This is a genomic window from Candidatus Rhodoblastus alkanivorans, from assembly GCF_022760755.1.
In the GTDB taxonomy this organism is placed as follows: domain Bacteria; phylum Pseudomonadota; class Alphaproteobacteria; order Rhizobiales; family Beijerinckiaceae; genus Rhodoblastus; species Rhodoblastus alkanivorans.
The window spans coordinates 101,632-116,891 of sequence record NZ_JAIVFP010000002.1; the positions used below are offsets into that span (position 1 = coordinate 101,632).

Consider the following 15,260-nt stretch of genomic DNA (forward strand, 5'->3'; position numbering starts at 1 on the left):
GAAGGGCCGTCATTGACAAAGCCGGCTCCGTCTCGCCGATAATGGTGGTGGTGCGATGAACGGCCAACCCGGGTCAACTTCCTCTGTCTTCTGGGACGTCGAGCGGCGGAGTTCTGGCGGATCAAACACCAGATCATGAGCGCGCTCGCTGCGCCAAACTTTCAGCCGACGTTGCAAGGTGCGCAGCAGGCATGCGGGATAGTCGCCAGGATATTCAGCTTGAAGCTTGGCGAGCAATTCGCTGCCCGATCGCCACGGTTCGGCCAAGAACCAGGCTCGCAGTTGAGTCGTGACGGCGACGAGTGGGTCGGGTCGACGTCGTTCGCGTTTTGGTTTCGGCTTGGCTCGATCGGTCGGCCGCGCTTGACCGTCCTTCCAGGCAATGCGTAAGCCTGACAGGAATTGCTCGATGGGCAAAGGGGCCGTCTTCTCCTGCGCGGGCGCTGAAACATCGGCCAATTCGACGAGGCGACTTTGGCAAGCGCGGATTTCGCGCAAGAGCGCGATCGGGTCGAGACCGCGATATGTCACCTGCAACCGTTCGCGCGCGGTTTCAGGCAGGCGGGCGTCGGCGAGCAGGCGTTGGTGTGGGGTCGTTGGCGCGTCATAGCGTTTGCGCACGTGCGCGCCATCGCGCTCTTTGCTCAGCAATTTGAACGAGGGCTGGAAGAAGTTCACGAACAACCGGGACGCGCGATAGAGCTGCGCCAACGCCGCGGCCGCCGTCAGCCCTTCAAACCGTCGATAGCCGACCATCCGGCGAACGATGGCCCCGTTCTTCTGCTCGACGAAGGCTTGGTCGTTCTTTTTATATGGTCGGCATCGCGTGAACACGACGCCGGCCTCTTCGCAATAGGTCTTGATGGTCTCGTTCAGGAAAACCGTGTCGTTGTCCGTGTCGAAGCCAAGCAACGCGAAAGGCAGCTGCTTGCGCAATTCGGTCAAGACTTCGCGCAACAAATGTTGCTCGCGCACAAGCAGCGGGGCGCATTCCGTCCAGCCGGTCGCTACATCGGTGAGAACGAAGGTGTAAAGAAACCCGCCGCGCGGAGAGGGTCCGCTATGGGCGACGAGATCGGCTTCGACGAAGCCCGGCTGCGGGTCTTGCCAGTCGGCGAAAGTGCGCACCGCCACGCTGCGTCTGAGCGCGCTTGAGGCCTGTCGACGGGCGACGCCGAGACGGGATTTTTCGCGGACAGGCCGCAGCGACCTGTCGATGGTCGCGGCGCTCATCGCCAGGATCTTGGATGTGATTTCCGGCGCCGGCGACAAATGGCCGTGGCGTTCCATCGCCTCGATAAGCAAGGGCAGCAAAGGCTTCAGCCTTTTGCCGCAGACCCGGTCGGACGCCTCCCAGAGCACGATCAAAGCGGAGCGCGCGGGCTCGTCATAAACCCGTCGCAGCGCCCTGCGAACCGCCGGCCGTTCTTCCTTGCTGGCCCGCAGAAGACGCATCGCGTGCTTTCGGTGATAGCCAGAGACGAGGACGAACTCGTCGAGGAGTCGCGTCTTTTCGGCGCGATCGGCCTTACTATAACGCTGCGCGACAGCCGCCGTCATTTCCCTGCGCGTGGCCATGCTCATCCGCCTCATCGTCTACCCCATGCTCTAATCGCTCTCGGGAGCAAATTAGATGAGGCAACGAGGCGCTATTCAGGAGCATTTCGCATGAGGCAATGCGTCGGCGTCGGCGATATTGGCGATTGTGGCCTGCGCCGCCGGGCGTCCCGGCCCCCGTTTTCGCTCGATGGCCTGCCGGCGACGATAGCTTTCGACGTTCAGCTCGAAGATCTTGGCGTGGTGGACGAGGCGATCGACGGCGGCGAGCGTCATGGCGGGATCGCCCTGTTGGGCGGTTTGAGCGGGAGCGGCGTGCCGCCGATGAGTATGCGTCCGGCATGGACCGCCTGTGATTTCGCTGGCAGATCGGTAAGACACTATACGTATGCATAGTCATACTCACAGTGTCGAAAAGCTGGCGATCGTCGAGACGGGGCGTCGCCGCCGTTGGTCCGATGAGGAGAAGCTGCGGATCGTGAGCGAAAGCATGGCGGGTCCTCGCCTGGTTTCGGCGACGGCGCGGCGCCACGGGATTTCGCCGGGCCAATTATTCACCTGGCGTCGCGAGCTGCGCGTTCAGCCGCAACGGCCCGCCATCGAGCCGCCGCAGATGGTTCGCGTCTGCGTTGAGGCCGCCCCCAAGGCGAGCGGCTCGCCATCAATGGTCGAGATCATTCTTCCAAGCGGCGTCCGGCTCGTTGTCGCGTCCGACATTGATCCCGTTGCCCTGAGGCGGATCATGAACGTCATGGCGCCGAGGTGATCGGGCTGTCGAGCGACGTTCGCGTCTGGCTGGCGACGGGCCACACCGACATGCGCAAAGGCTTCAACTCTCTGGCGTTGCAGGTACAGGAAACGCTGAAACGCAATCCGCACAACGGAAATCTCTTTTGTTTCCGCGGTCGCCGCGGCGATCTTTTGAAGGTGATCTGGCATGATGGCCAAGGGGCCTGCCTTTTCGTGAAAAGGCTGGAGCGCGGCCGGTTCTTGTGGCCTTCCATGGCCGATGGCGTGGTGACGATTTCGGCAGCCCAGCTGTCCTATCTTCTGTCCGGGATCGACTGGCGCATGCCGCAGAAAACATGGCGTCCGGAGGCGGCGGGGTGATCTGCGACCGATTGACTCGGGCCGCTGTTTTGGGACGATTTCGGCGGACAGATATGGTTCAATCGGAGCGTGGAAAACGCCTTCGACCCACTTCCTTCCGACCTCGCCAGCGCCCATGCGATGATCCTCGTGCAGCGCGAACAGCTGGCGCAGCAGCAGGCGGAAAATCTCGCCGCGCAGAGTGAGGTCAAAGTCACCCGGCTGGAGATCGAGCGCCTGAAGTTCCTGCTCGCCAAGGCCCGGCGTGAACAGTTCGGACAATCATCGGAGCGCGGCAAGCAGCTGATCGAACAGCTCGAACTGGCGATCGAGGATCTGGAGGAAACGCAAGGCGCCGAACAAGCCAAAGCCGAGATCGCCGCTCCGGAAGCGACGAAGGAAAATCACAGGCGCGCGCTGCGCGGACCGCGCAAATTGCCGGACGATCTGCCGGTCGAGCGGGTTGTCGAGCCGGCGCCTTGCGCTTGCGGCAAATGCGGCAGTCAGCGGTTGCGCAAGCTGGGCGAGGTCGTGACCCGGTCGCTGGAAAGCGAACCGCGGCGCTGGAAAATCATCGAGCATGTGCGCGAAAAATTTACCTGCCGCGATTGCGAGGCGATCACCGAACCGCCGGCGCCCTCGCATCCGATCGCGCGCGGCTTCGCCGGCCCCAGCCTGCTCGCCATGATCCTGGTGTCGAAGTTCCTGCTGCATCAGCCGCTCAATCGCCAGAGCGCAACCTACGCCCGCGAAGGCATCGAAATCGACACCTCCACGCTCGCCGATTGGGTCGGCGCCTGCGTGGTGACGCTCGATCCGATCCTGGCCGCGCTGAAAGCCCACGTGCTGCGCGGCGCGCGCATCCATGCCGATGACACTACGGTTCCCGTACTGGCCAAAGGCAAGACCGTGACCGGCCGGTTATGGACCTATGTCCGCGACGACCGGCCGTTCGGGGGCAAGGGTCCGCCGGCGGCCTTCTTCGAATACTCGCGCAATCGCGCCGGCGAACACCCGCAAAAGCATCTCACCGGCTGGACCGGGATCATGCAGGCCGACGCCTATACCGGCTACAACGCGCTTTACGAGGCGGCGCGCAAGCCCGCGCCGATCAAGGAGGCGGCCTGCTGGGCGCACTGGCGGCGCAAACTGTTCGACCACGCCAAATCGGGCAAGGCGCCGATCGCGGTCGAGGCGGTGCGCCGCATGGATGAGATCTTCGCCTGCGAGCGGACGATCACCGGCAAACCGCCCGATGAGCGCGTCGCCTTGCGAAAGGAAACCGTTGCGCCGCTCGTCGCCGACTTGCGCGTCTGGCTGTCCGAACAGCGCGCGAAACTGTCGGCCAAGACCGATCTCGCGAAGGACATCAATTACGGCCTGTCGCGATGGGTCGAGTTTGCGCGTTTCCTTGACGAAGGCCGAGTCTGCCTCACCAATAACGCCGCCGAGCGCGCCCTGAGAGGCATAGCGGTCGGGCGACGCAACTGGACGTTCGCCGGTTCCGATGCCGGGGGACGCCGGGCCGCAGCGGTTTTCACGCTGGTCGAGACGTGCAAGCTCAACGATATTGATCCGCAGGCTTGGCTCGCCGACGTCCTGGCGCGCCTGCCAGATCATCCCGCCAAGCAGATCGACGACCTGCTGCCGTGGAAATGGAAAGAGCGCCAACTCGCCGCCACTGTCGCCGCATGATCGCTGAAGCGGTCAAATCCGAGGCTGCTGCGGCGCCGGTCGGATGCGTACGCCGATGAACACTTCAAGGCGGGTCGTCATAAAGCCGCACGCGCAGCCGACACCCGATCGGCCGCGAGGGGACCGTGTAGAACACCTTGCGCAATGTGAAGCCGCCCGAGGAGGTGACGTTGACGCCGACCTCCTCATAATCGCTGGTGCGCCGCTCTGGCAGGGTTTTCAGCTGAGCGCGCTCCGCTTCGTTGTGCCGGCTGACGATCTCGTCGACTAACCGACGGTAGGCGGGCAGATCCTCGAAGTCGGCGCTTATGCGCATAAGCAGCGCGTCCTTGATGGTCGCCTTGAGATGGCCGTGCGAGCCTTCGACAGAGCCGTTTTCGCTCGCTTTCCGATCAGCGCTGCAAGATCCCCCGGCGTCAATTTCGCCTTATCCTCGCGAAGTCCGCGGTCCCCGCTTCGTCGAAGATGCAAATTCAGGTTTGTTTCGATCGGACATCGAACCCGGCGTAAACACTACCGGTTCCCGCCGGGAGGCTTATCCCGTTGAATCCGGTAGCCCTACATGTAGGGTTTTGAGCGGCGGCAATCGCGCGGCCACCCGGACGCTTTTCGTCGACAGTCACCGCCATTCCGCTCTACTATCAATTATATATCCGGGTCGGCGCATTTCTGGGCCTTCGTCTCGGGAGCGTTGGACTTTGCCAATCCGTCGATTGCTTATCCCGCAAAGCTCTGCTCCGCTACTCGAACGCTCCTTCCGCAACCAGCTCACGGTAAACACCCTCTGTCCCTTTGAACTCCGCGGGATTAGGCAGCTTCTCCGCCCTCGTGATGAGCACCTCCGTCGTTAGTAGCGAACCCGCGATGCTGACGGCTACACTCAGAATTTCGCGAACCATGCGGAAAGAGTCAAGAACTCCCGCTTCTTCAAGGTCTCCGTACTCTCTCCGCGCCAAGTCCAACCCATAGAAATCGTGTCCCTCAGCGAGTACGCGCGCGATCACTTCGTCGGGCCGATAGCCGCCGTTGCGCACGATCCAGCACAGGGGAGCCTCCAGCGCGGTGAACAGCGCGTTAGCGCCAGCTAATTCATCGCCATCATCTGCCACCATGGCCTGGCGCGCGCGTTGAGCCGCTCGAAGCATCGCAACCCCCCCGCCCGGTAGCACCCCCGTCTCCGACGCTGCAAGCATCGCCCGCCGGGCATTCTCGGCAAGCGGCAGCCTGGCTTTGATGGCCACATCGCTGACACCACCAATACGCAATGTCGCTGTCATCCCTAGCTGGATCTTCAACCGGTCCTGCAGCTTTTCAACAAAATCCGCTCGCCCGGTCGGCGACGCGCTTCCGATATCCCCCTGTTCGGCCTCAAATCTCAAGGACGCGATGTGATCCTCGCGCTTGCCCAATTCACCTCGGGGACCAATCAGCGTAATGTTCTCACCATCAATGACGGCGGCGTCTGCCTCGCCCAAGTCGCGGCGTTGTAACCTTCTCAGCTCGTAAAATCCGTTTTCGACGTAAGCTGTGCCGCCGCACAAGACCGCTAGATCGGCAAGACACTGTTCCCGTGTTTCGCCGTACATCGGCGGTTTCGCCACAACCGTGTCCACGACGCCGCCGCGCTGATTTTTCAGCAGGCCGAGGCGCGTCCCCTCGCCAATGTCGTCAGCGAGAATGAGGAGGGGGCGGTTCTCCTTCCTCGCCAATTCTAGCGCAGGCAGCAGGTCTTCAAACTCCGCGAGATCGCCATTAAAAAGCAGAATGAGCGGATTTTCGATCCGCCGAGCCCCGGTCGGGGGCAACAGCTCCCGTAACAACGTATTGGCTCTAAAGCTATGCCCCATCGTAACATCGAGGACGTCCGTGACCAAATCGCCCATCTCTATCTCGATCAAGCCCTTTGCTCCGACTCGATCAAAGGCGTCGACGAGCATGGAAGCAATGCCGGCATCGCCGTTTGCGGCAGTGCGCGCCACTGTTTCTAGGGCGTGGCGGCCGGCTGGTCGCGCCATAGCGGCCAGTTCAGCAAGCACCAAACAAGCGCCTTTCGCCATGCCGTTGCGCACAGCATGCGCGTTCGAATTAACGGCTGCTAGCGTCAGGCAGCGCGTGGAAAGCGCCGCCGTGAGGACGATAGCAGTGGTGGTGCCGTCGCCGACCGATGCTGAGACATCCAGCGCTGCGTCGCGCAAAACGCGCAAACCCATTTCCAGCTCCGGATCGGTCACCCCCATTGCCCGCACAACCTCGACGCCATCCTTGGTGACGATGGGCGCTATTTTGCTGCGATGTTCCATAACGACGAACCGCCCACTTGGCCCCAAGGTCACGGCTACGACCTCGGCCAGCGCACGCATTCCAGCAGCGAGCGAACCTGGCGCGCGCAGGCCGGTGGTAATGCGGCGAGCGCCAACTCTACTGTCACCCATTTGATCCATTCCTGTTAACATGCCTCATCGTCTCGTAAACTATTTCGCGCCGAAGTTCCTTCAGCCGCGCGAGACGCGCCCAGATCCACAGTAGCTTGCGTTCGCCATAGCCAAGTGCGCTGCGAAGCTCCGCCTCGGCTTCACGATCTAGCCTTTGTTCAAACAACTCGACCAACTCTTCGAGCCGGTCCTCACAAAGACGATCCATTAAGCCTGACCGACGGTCCTCCAGCTGTCGGATGTCCTCATCCAACACCCTCACAGCCTCAGACAAATGTTCGATCGCCTCCAGATCGAACCCCGTCATCGACTCTTTGGTTGGAGGTTCAGCCGCCACTGGCCACGAACTCCTCCAAATGAATCAATTCCCCGGGAATACCGAGACGGGCGCAACTCGCTTGCGCTGCCGCCACCATTGGCGCGGGGCCGCACAAATAAACCTCCGGTTGTTCGTTGACGCCAGCAAAATGCGTTTCAAACGCCCCAACCGAATGGCCCACATACCCCGACCAGCCCAAAGGCGGATCCATCATGGCAAGATGGAGTGTTAAATTAGGCATGGAAGCGGCTAGCTCGCGGAGCTCGGTTTCGTAAAACATGGTCGCGCTGTCCTGCATGCCGAAGAACAGATGACTTTCGCCGGGATAACCTTTGCGATGAAGTTCACGCAACATGCTCACGAGCGGAGCCAACCCGGTGCTTCCGCCAACAAAAGCCTGCACACGGCCGCTCTCGTGGAGATGAAAATCCTCCACCATCGTTTGGCCGTTCATCTTGAACGTAAACTCTCCAAGCGGCCCGCGCATGTTCACCGCCTGACCGGGCGCAGCGCTCTTTTCCAGGTAAGAAGCAAACCGTCCGCCGGGAACCTTTCGGATGAGAAATTCCAAAACGCCATCCTCGTTAGGAAGGTTGGCAACCGAAAAAGCGCGAGCCTCCTGCGTGTCGGGTATCGCAATTTCGACGTATTGTCCGGGCACGAAATCCACCCGCACTGGCGTCCCAGTGACTTCATCCAATGCCTGCAAAACTAGCTGGTACACAGTGTCGGAGAGGAGTCTGACGCTCTGTACGCGTCCACTAAGGCTGCCCACTACAGCTTCGCCCAGACGATCACTCGCGTAGGAAAAATTTAGCACGAGATCAGAACGTGGGAAGGTATCGCAGGTTACGACAATCCCTTTTTCCTCTTCGTCCGAGGGCAGCACCTGAATGTTGATTCGATCGCCAAACTCATAATCGCCTTCCACGCAGAGAGCTTTGCAACTGCCGCAATACGCCTTTCTGCACTGACAAATAAGTCGTACATTTTGACGCATCGCCGCGCTGAGAATATCTTCCTGCGCTCCGCATTCGAAACACAATGACGCGCCGTCTTCAAAGTTAGCTGTTATGGAGTGCATCGGATCCATGATCTTCCCGTTATCATCTGTGTTTCGCCTGTCGCCCTATATCTGCGGGTATCTGCGGGTCCATGGCTAAACAACGTTCACGTTTATTGGTGGCCTTGACTGCGAATGTTCGCAGCTAACCCCCCTTTACGTTCACCGAAGCGACTGCTACTGCCGCCGGCTTCGGTGAACGTTAATGAACCCCCCGCCGCGCCTCGCATTAACGTCAGGGCGCGCCGGCGGTGCAGGTTCCTCAATCGACCATCCAGAGCAAGCCGGGAATAATGAAATTTCCCGCTCGCTCTGGATGCACCTTAACGATCACTGCACGCTGATTTCAGTGACGCCGCGCAGCTGGCGCAACTCATCAAGAGGGATCGTCAAGTATGTTGGCGCTCGCAACTTAAGCAACTTGCTGACGAGTGCCTTTTCTACGGGAGCGAAATAATTGATTGGCATCATGGGCGGCTTACAGGCCTTTCTGTAAGCAGTGCAAATCTTCTGCATCGCGATCGGATCATGAGCGCCATCAGCCTTTTTGAGCCACCGGCTTGCAACCGTGGCAGCACATTCCCCTTCGATCGTCTTGTTAAGCAAAGCATCGTCCGAAATACTCTCCTCGCTATGGAGTTGAGCCAACCGCATCTCAATTCGGGACTCGATCCAATTAGCCTCCTTTTTTAATTCGTATGTCTCTCGGTCCGGCCCGAGATGTTGGATCTTGAATGCTTTCAGGCAAGCTAGCGCATCGGCCACTGTGCCCAAACTTGCTATTTTCGCAGCCCATTCCTCGCGAACAGGTGACGTGTACCAGTGTTGCTTCATCTGCTCGATCTCCTCAATAGACGCTTTCGACTTTGGTTTCCAGGCCAAGAAGCTCATTCGTGACGATGAACTCATTGCCCAAGGTTAGCGCCCTGCCAACTGTGGTACTAACGTTAACAAGCAAATCGTAGACCGTATATTTCTTCCCCAAAAGCTCCGAGGCCTCGTCGCAATCAATTACGATCTTCCCCGTGGCCTTGATCCACCAGTATCCGCCGCGATCTTCAATGGCGATACTTGGATTATCCTCCCGCATTGGGATGATCATTTCCTCTACGATGATACCAATCTCTTCCGTCTTCATCAGAGCCACAACGACAGAATCGCAGGAATGAAGAACTGAGTTTTTTTCGGAGAGAAAGTCATCGATAAAATTCTGGCCTTGCATGGCATTGGTTCCAGAATTGTAACCGTTTATCCCTTTGTCTTCGTCGATCTTTACCGTCATGTTTTCTCGCCTTTTCAATAACCAAGCATCACTTCAGCGACCAGCGCATCGCGATCGAATTTGTAGTCCAAAGGCTCTGCGAAGCGCTGCGCCCATCCGTCCAATACCCGCTCGACGGACGCCTGCACGCCCGCGCGGCAAGTGAACCCATCCACCTTGACGGGTACTTCCTTGTAAATACTAATGAACGCCTTCAAGGCAGCAATGGTCTGCGGCAAGTGACGATCAGTCCAGGCCCTCAGATAGCGGCGATTATGGGCGCCGTAGACGGGCTCGTCTTTGACGAGCATCTTCAGGCAAAGCGCCTGAAGCCCGTCGGTAGCCTGTTGGTGATAGGTGAGCGCCTGCCCCTGAACGAGCGACGTCAGGCTATCTCCGTGGATGCCAGCGAGACGCTGAAAAAATTCCCGGCGAACAAACTGTCCGAAAATGTCGTCGTAAATCCCATGAATAGCCCACAGCTGCTCAACCCAGTCATAGGTCTCGCCCCAGATGCGCTCGACGAACTCGCGCCCCGGCTTCCACGCCTCTCCCTTGGTCCAGGCCTGTTTCCCGCTATCCGTGCTTGGATCGAAGTCGGGGAATACCTTGCTCAGCAGAACCCGCTGCATCTGAATCATCTGCGCTTCGTCGTTTTTGTCGAAGCCAGCCTGGGCGATCCAAGTTCTAACCAAATCCCCCAAAGTAGAGAAAACAGTGCTGGAATGGGCGTTGAACAACCCGAACTCGTTAAACAGCATTGCAGGATAGTGTTTTGCAAGAATATTTTGACGCCAAGCGGTATTCATCATCTTGTGATCACCGGACTCAGCCCAGCTCTTCATCGCGCGCTCGACAACCTGACCTTCTTCGGCCTTCTGCTTGACGTATGGCATGAACCAACGTTTCGCGGGATCGCGAAAGTAGTACCAATTGCCGGATAAAATGGCAGTCGACTCGATGCTGTAATTGGACCTGCCACCGGGCCATTTCTGCACTGTCTCGCCAACTTCCTGGCTCCCTGGCACCGCATCATGAGAATTCTGCGCATGCAACATCACCGCTTCATATTCGGTGAGACGACGCCAGCCCCGCTTAGCGAACGGAATATGATCGCGCTTGGCCTCAAGCGGCTTTTCCGGAACGAGAGCCTGTATAAGGGACTGGCGCTCAGGATCCACCATGCCTCGAACGAAGAGTTGTGAACTCATTTTCTCTTTCCTTATTAGATAGGTTGGCTGTCTCGCGTCTCGGCGCTCGAAACAGAGTGATTCAATGTATTAGAGCGCGGTCGCCACGCGCTTCCTCAAGCAAACGGCGACCGCGTTAGACAGCCGTTACTTGACCGGCTGCCAGTTCAGGATCTTCATCGGGTCGGGGATGACGACGCCGCACCGCTGCAAGTCTTCCACCGTCCACATGCCGGTATTGCGAAGATGGGGTTGGGCCATCAAGGTCTTCCCATCGCTCCGCACGCCACCAGCCGCTTTCACCAGGTCTGACAATTCCCATCCCTCGTACTGTTCGAAAAAGTTCACCAATTCGTACCGCTCGGGCTCCTGAAGCCATTGGCGCTGGCCGTGCAGATCCGAGAATGCGAACCGCTTACCATTCTTCTCGAGGTAGGAGGGGTTGCTGGCGCCCTTGGTCAGCGTCGGGCAGAACGGCAGACCCGACGTGTGGTCCAAAAAGACGCCATGGCCGTTCTGCATCAGCCACATGATCGGGATGAAGCCTGATTTCGGATCTTCGCTGCCCAACGCGGCCCATTCCTGGTAGATCTTGCCGTAATGATCGTACCAGCCCGGATAATTGGCCTCGAACCATTCCATGGCCGTCGCGTCAGGCATTTCCATACGAATGCCGGTTAGCGGCCAAAGCGCGTAAGCGAGCAGGGCCAAATCGTGATGCGCCCAAACCGCGTCCTTTTTGGCGTCCGGCAGACACTTCGGCGTCTTGATGCCGAACTTCTGCAAACGGCCAAGCCAAATGCCCGCCCAATCTTCATAGACCCAGCGGTTCCAGGACTTCGCCCAGGGCTCAACCTTGAATTTTGAGCCGTATTCGAGACCAACGCCGACGAACGGCGTCAGGAACTTGTGCTGCGTCCAGAACGCGTTATCAAGGTCGGTCTGGAGGTATTTCATCGACTCCGGATCATTCATGATGGAAACGAGCGTCTGGTAACCATTGGCCATATGGCGCAGCTCGTCGGTCTCAATCGACAGGAAAACTGTCGGGGTGATCTCGTCGCCGTTGGCAGCGGCCCATTCCGTGATCGAAACGATCAGCGGGTTGGTAAAGCAAGCCTCGGCCACGACCTGAAGATTAATGGAAGACTCGACAGCGTCGCCCGCCAGGAACCCTTCGCCAAAGGCGCGCTTGACACCCGGATATAGCGGATTGATCGCGCGCAACTGGCGCATATTGGTATGGCCCGCCGGATCGTAATAGTGCTTGCCGTAGTAGTAATTGACATAGGCGGTCTGATTGGTGTGACGAATCTCGTCGATGACCTGGGCGAGATAACCATTCTTCTGCTCCGGCGACTGGGCTGTATCCCACAGCAGAGCGGATCCCGAAATGGCCCCGTATTCGCCCGTTTCGAGGAAGTTGGAAATGAGTTTCATGATCTCACCCCACTTCGGGTGCACCTTGTTGCCGGCGTCCAACCGGTCGAGCCCGTCGAGCAGGGTGCCATATTGGCGCTCCTCTTTGATCGACTCCATGCGCGCATATTCTTTAGCGGTAAGCTTAAATTGCTCCTTGGTGTTCACGTCCAAGTCGTACTTGGTCGGGTATTTTCCGCCCTTCGACTTGAAGTCCCAAGTAAAATCCTGCAACCATCTATGCACTTCCTGAGGTTCTACGCTACTCGGCACCGGATTTGCCTTGAGCGCCTGTTTTACTGCGAGATTTGAGCTAGCCATATTTCACTCTCCTATTTTGGATGAAAGCCTACTGTTTTGAGGGAGCTGCGCCCCCGGTGCTTCGTCAGCGATTCTAGCCTTCGCCGCGCGAAAAGAGCAGTTTTGTGACCGTCGGACGCTGGAAAAAAGCGATCTTGCGCCGCCCAGCGTCCGCGCAAGTCTCTGGACGATGAGCCCAGCTCATATGGAGATGCCTATCCCCTTTGAACAAATCCCACCGCCACATAATCTCCAGTTCTGTTGCGTAAACACGGTAATCATCCTCTGCGTATACTAGCATGGGTTTGCCAACCATTGGCGACTGGCCTGCTTCAACTGGAAGTTGAGGATCATCCGAACTATTCATCGTCGAACTATGCATTTACCGCTCGCCCTTCTTGTTGCCTTAGCTTAGACGGAAGTCCTGCCAACTGCACCGGCTCCCGCTTAAACCCGCGCTCAGAAGCACTTTTCTTTCTTTGGTCGGATTCGCAATCTCCCAGGTGGCGGCGATTTCACAAATTGCTCCCGCTCCTTCGGTCGCACCCCCGCTATGGCTGAATGCATTCGCATCGACCATTGTTCGCGGATCTTCGCTGCTAATCCACCGAACGGCGGGTCGGTAGTTTGTTTTCAATTAGTTTCGTCTGGCGTCCTCGGCCCTTTTTGCGGGTTTGTCGAAGGCGCATTTCCATCCCAGTTCCTAGCCGTTCCAACATTAAAAGTGGATCGGGGCCATTGTACTAAAGTACAGGCGTTAGTCTGACGAGAAAATCAACGGCGGCGGAAACGCCGGTTTAGCGGTGCCCTTGGCCGCCGCTTGTCAAGCTTTGCAGAGCAAGCCCGGTGTTCATCTCTCGCTGGGAAAGGTTGGGTTTTGTTCTTCAGCCAGACGGCGCGCCGCCTAGCCCTTGGCGCTCGCTATGGCAGCCTATGCCGGCTTTGAGTCGATCGATTTCGGCGATCGGATAAGTTAAAAGCTACGACGAACGTGTAACTCGCGCCAATGCGCGGGGCGTGTTTCGGCGCCGCGTCAGAAACGGTCGAGCGCGCGATCGAGCAGCTCGAACTGAGCTACTCCCCATTGGTTGGACAATTTCCGGGGTGGTAAGCTACTTTCTTCGCCTGCTGGTCAGGTTGAATGGCATTCCAATAGACCACGGCAGGCGGTTGGTCGGCTTCGACCATGCCGCGCCTCACTTCCCGGTCCAGGGTTTGAGCTTTCTGGACAAAAAATCATTGGCGACAGCCAGTTCTCCGATCTTGGCGCGCAAGTCCCCGACGGCCCCTTCGTCGATCTCAGCCGTCTTCTGCCGCCTCGTTCGAAAATATCCTGCGCTCCTTCAAGCAGCGCCTTTTTCCATTGGTGGATCATGGTTGGATGCACGCCATAAGCTGTCGCCAGCTCGGCCGCGGTCCTCTCGCCCTTCAACGCTTCCAGCGCGACGCGCGCCTTGAATGCCGCGTCATGATTTCTGCGCTTCGACGTGTCTGATCTCCTCGTTCACGGAGACCAGCAGACATCAGAGGAAGGCTGTGGACTTATTCAAGGGCGGACCCCACTCTGCGAGGTTTTTCGCATTGATCCGCCAAAATGTCTTTGCAGCTATCATCTCGCCTTAGGGCGGGTCGCCACGCGCCTTGTCGAGATCCGTGGATAGGCGGCCAATTAGGTTGCCGACCGCGCAGCCAAAGGAGCAAACCTATCTGGACGGCGGAGGCAGGCAAGAGTTCAGACCTCGGGCGAAATTATCTCGTTTTGCCGGGCGGAGGCGTGGACGAACATTTTCTATATGCGATGAAGGTTCGCCTACGCTGTCTTGAAAGCTCAACCTTCGGCGGTGGTGGGGTCAATTATCGTCCTGACTTCGGAGATGCGATTCGCAGGAAACCCCCCGCTTTCGGCATGCTGGCGGACCGCCCGCTCGTCCGGCGCGATATAAATGCAATACACTTTGTCGTCGGTCACGAAGCTCTCAACCCACTGGATCTTTGGTCCCATCTCATTGAGAACCCCACAAGATTTTTGGGAAATTCCAATGAGGTCCGCTTTCGCGAGTTTGCCAGCAGCAGGGATCTCGCGTTCGATAAGATATTTAGGCATGAGGTTTCCTCTCGTTCGTGATTGTTATTCCATCCGCAGCGACCCGGACGAATCCAACGTGGTTCAATTTTGATTGGCAGGCCAATTTGAAATATTTCAATCTGATCGCCGAGCGGCCCTCCTCTCCGGTTGAACCAAGGCTCCCTTTTCGATGGTGCGCATCACCTCTTCGAAAGCCTCCATAACCGATGCGTTGCGTTCAAGCGCCCAGCCGACGAGGCTGCCGCCTTCGAGCGAACTAAGGAGAAGCAACGCCGTTTGTGCAGGGGAGATATTCTCCCGGAGGGCGTGATCCGCAGCCCCCTCTTCGAGCACCTCCGTTAGCCAGTCGAGGTGGATTTGAAAGAAATATTTTATACTCTGGCCCATAACCTCCGGCAGCGCGGAGCGCTCTGCCGACAGGGCGGCGCAGAGTGGAAGCATCCCCTTGTCGAACCCTTCAACGAACCCTTGCGCGTAGGCGCGTAGTCGTTCACTTGGCCTTTCATAGATGCGTTTGATGTCCGCGAGTGACGAAAGGAAACGCTCAACATATTCCCGGACGAGGACGACGATCAGATCTTCCTTAGTCGGAAAATAATAATGAACGCTCGCTTTTGTGATCGCGACGCGGTCTGCCAAGTCGGCATAGCTGAAGGCCGAATAGCCACGCGTTCGGATTAAAAACTCCGCTTCGTTCAAAATCTCCGTTCTCGTATCCAGGGTCATTCCTAAACTTACCGATTAATTGGTAAGTTTGTCAATGGATAGGAATCCCGCGGCAATCATTAATTTGCTGGGCAGCATAGGCTGTCCTTTCGGCAATCAGCAGATCGCGGACAGGACGCAGAG

12 protein-coding genes and 4 pseudogenes are annotated in these 15,260 nt (G+C 58.2%); 3 read left to right on the forward strand and 13 right to left on the reverse strand.

Annotated features, from left to right (window positions below):
- Positions 1–123: 123 nt before the first annotated feature.
- Together K2U94_RS19765 and K2U94_RS19770 are read right to left on the reverse strand one after the other, a co-directional pair.
- Positions 124–1,593: pseudogene (locus K2U94_RS19765) on the reverse strand (ISNCY family transposase); the annotation flags it as partial.
- Positions 1,594–1,653: 60 nt separating this feature from the next.
- Positions 1,654–1,842: pseudogene (locus K2U94_RS19770) on the reverse strand (ATP-binding protein); the annotation flags it as partial.
- 103 nt (positions 1,843–1,945) lie between these two features.
- On the opposite strand from K2U94_RS19770, the gene tnpA reads away from it, so the two are divergent.
- The 3 genes from tnpA (at position 1,946) to tnpC (ending at position 4,341) form a co-directional block, all read left to right on the forward strand.
- Positions 1,946–2,323 (forward strand): IS66-like element accessory protein TnpA, encoded by a 378-nt coding sequence (tnpA, locus tag K2U94_RS19775; RefSeq protein ID WP_243067327.1) that lies wholly within the window; start codon positions 1,946–1,948, stop codon positions 2,321–2,323.
- Positions 2,320–2,667, forward strand: a complete 348-nt coding sequence (tnpB, locus tag K2U94_RS19780) for an IS66 family insertion sequence element accessory protein TnpB (RefSeq protein WP_243069009.1) — start codon at positions 2,320–2,322, stop codon at positions 2,665–2,667. Before tnpA ends, tnpB begins: the two co-directional genes overlap by 4 nt.
- 120 nt (positions 2,668–2,787) lie before the next feature.
- Positions 2,788–4,341 carry an IS66 family transposase gene (gene tnpC / locus K2U94_RS19785; protein ID WP_252393806.1) on the forward strand — a complete coding sequence of 518 codons (1,554 nt, stop codon included), beginning with the start codon at positions 2,788–2,790 and terminating at the stop codon, positions 4,339–4,341.
- A gap of 51 nt (positions 4,342–4,392) precedes the next feature.
- Here the strand turns inward: tnpC and K2U94_RS19790 are convergent.
- The 11 genes and pseudogenes from K2U94_RS19790 to K2U94_RS19835 form a co-directional block, all read right to left on the reverse strand.
- Positions 4,393–4,726, reverse strand: a pseudogene (locus K2U94_RS19790) (IS21 family transposase); the annotation flags it as partial.
- A gap of 355 nt (positions 4,727–5,081) precedes the next feature.
- Complete coding sequence (gene groEL / locus K2U94_RS19795) at positions 5,082–6,773, reverse strand: chaperonin GroEL (RefSeq protein WP_243069010.1); 1,692 nt, start codon at positions 6,771–6,773, stop codon at positions 5,082–5,084.
- On the reverse strand, positions 6,766–7,110 hold the full coding sequence (locus K2U94_RS19800; RefSeq protein ID WP_243069011.1) for a hypothetical protein: 345 nt from the start codon (positions 7,108–7,110) through the stop codon (positions 6,766–6,768). Before K2U94_RS19800 ends, groEL begins: the two co-directional genes overlap by 8 nt.
- A complete protein-coding gene (locus K2U94_RS19805) occupies positions 7,100–8,185 on the reverse strand; it encodes an FAD-binding oxidoreductase (protein ID WP_243069012.1) in 1,086 nt (361 codons plus the stop codon). Before K2U94_RS19805 ends, K2U94_RS19800 begins: the two co-directional genes overlap by 11 nt.
- A gap of 300 nt (positions 8,186–8,485) precedes the next feature.
- Positions 8,486–8,989, reverse strand: coding sequence for a hypothetical protein (locus K2U94_RS19810; protein ID WP_243069013.1), 504 nt, complete (start codon positions 8,987–8,989; stop codon positions 8,486–8,488).
- Between the two features lie 13 nt (positions 8,990–9,002).
- Entirely contained in the window at positions 9,003–9,437 is a 435-nt protein-coding gene (locus K2U94_RS19815; RefSeq protein WP_243069014.1) for an MmoB/DmpM family protein, read from the reverse strand.
- A 14-nt stretch (positions 9,438–9,451) separates the two neighbouring features.
- Positions 9,452–10,627: a ferritin family protein gene (locus K2U94_RS19820; protein WP_243069015.1), complete on the reverse strand. Its 1,176-nt coding sequence runs from the start codon at positions 10,625–10,627 to the stop codon at positions 9,452–9,454.
- Positions 10,628–10,753: 126 nt separating this feature from the next.
- The gene (locus tag K2U94_RS19825) at positions 10,754–12,346 is read right to left on the reverse strand and encodes a ferritin family protein (RefSeq protein ID WP_243069016.1); all 1,593 of its coding nucleotides are present in this window, start codon (positions 12,344–12,346) and stop codon (positions 10,754–10,756) included.
- Between the two features lie 1,111 nt (positions 12,347–13,457).
- Positions 13,458–13,796 (reverse strand): annotated as a pseudogene (locus K2U94_RS20870) (transposase); the annotation flags it as partial.
- Between the two features lie 357 nt (positions 13,797–14,153).
- Positions 14,154–14,429: a DUF4242 domain-containing protein gene (locus tag K2U94_RS19830; protein ID WP_243069017.1), complete on the reverse strand. Its 276-nt coding sequence runs from the start codon at positions 14,427–14,429 to the stop codon at positions 14,154–14,156.
- A 96-nt stretch (positions 14,430–14,525) separates the two neighbouring features.
- A complete protein-coding gene (locus K2U94_RS19835; protein WP_243069018.1) occupies positions 14,526–15,137 on the reverse strand; it encodes a TetR/AcrR family transcriptional regulator in 612 nt (203 codons plus the stop codon).
- Positions 15,138–15,260: the final 123 nt, after the last annotated feature.

Excerpts from the sequence above, each read along its gene's own strand:
- tnpA (WP_243067327.1), top strand. The coding sequence starts at position 1,946 with ATGCATAGTCATACTCACAGTGTCGAAAAGCTGGCGATCGTCGAGACG.
- tnpC (WP_252393806.1), top strand. The coding sequence starts at position 2,788 with ATGATCCTCGTGCAGCGCGAACAGCTGGCGCAGCAGCAGGCGGAAAAT.
- groEL (WP_243069010.1), bottom strand. The coding sequence starts at position 6,773 with ATGGGTGACAGTAGAGTTGGCGCTCGCCGCATTACCACCGGCCTGCGC.
- K2U94_RS19805 (WP_243069012.1), bottom strand. The coding sequence starts at position 8,185 with ATGGATCCGATGCACTCCATAACAGCTAACTTTGAAGACGGCGCGTCA.
- K2U94_RS19810 (WP_243069013.1), bottom strand. The coding sequence starts at position 8,989 with ATGAAGCAACACTGGTACACGTCACCTGTTCGCGAGGAATGGGCTGCG.
- K2U94_RS19815 (WP_243069014.1), bottom strand. The coding sequence starts at position 9,437 with ATGACGGTAAAGATCGACGAAGACAAAGGGATAAACGGTTACAATTCT.
- K2U94_RS19820 (WP_243069015.1), bottom strand. The coding sequence starts at position 10,627 with ATGAGTTCACAACTCTTCGTTCGAGGCATGGTGGATCCTGAGCGCCAG.
- K2U94_RS19825 (WP_243069016.1), bottom strand. The coding sequence starts at position 12,346 with ATGGCTAGCTCAAATCTCGCAGTAAAACAGGCGCTCAAGGCAAATCCG.
- K2U94_RS19830 (WP_243069017.1), bottom strand. The coding sequence starts at position 14,429 with ATGCCTAAATATCTTATCGAACGCGAGATCCCTGCTGCTGGCAAACTC.
- K2U94_RS19835 (WP_243069018.1), bottom strand. The coding sequence starts at position 15,137 with ATGACCCTGGATACGAGAACGGAGATTTTGAACGAAGCGGAGTTTTTA.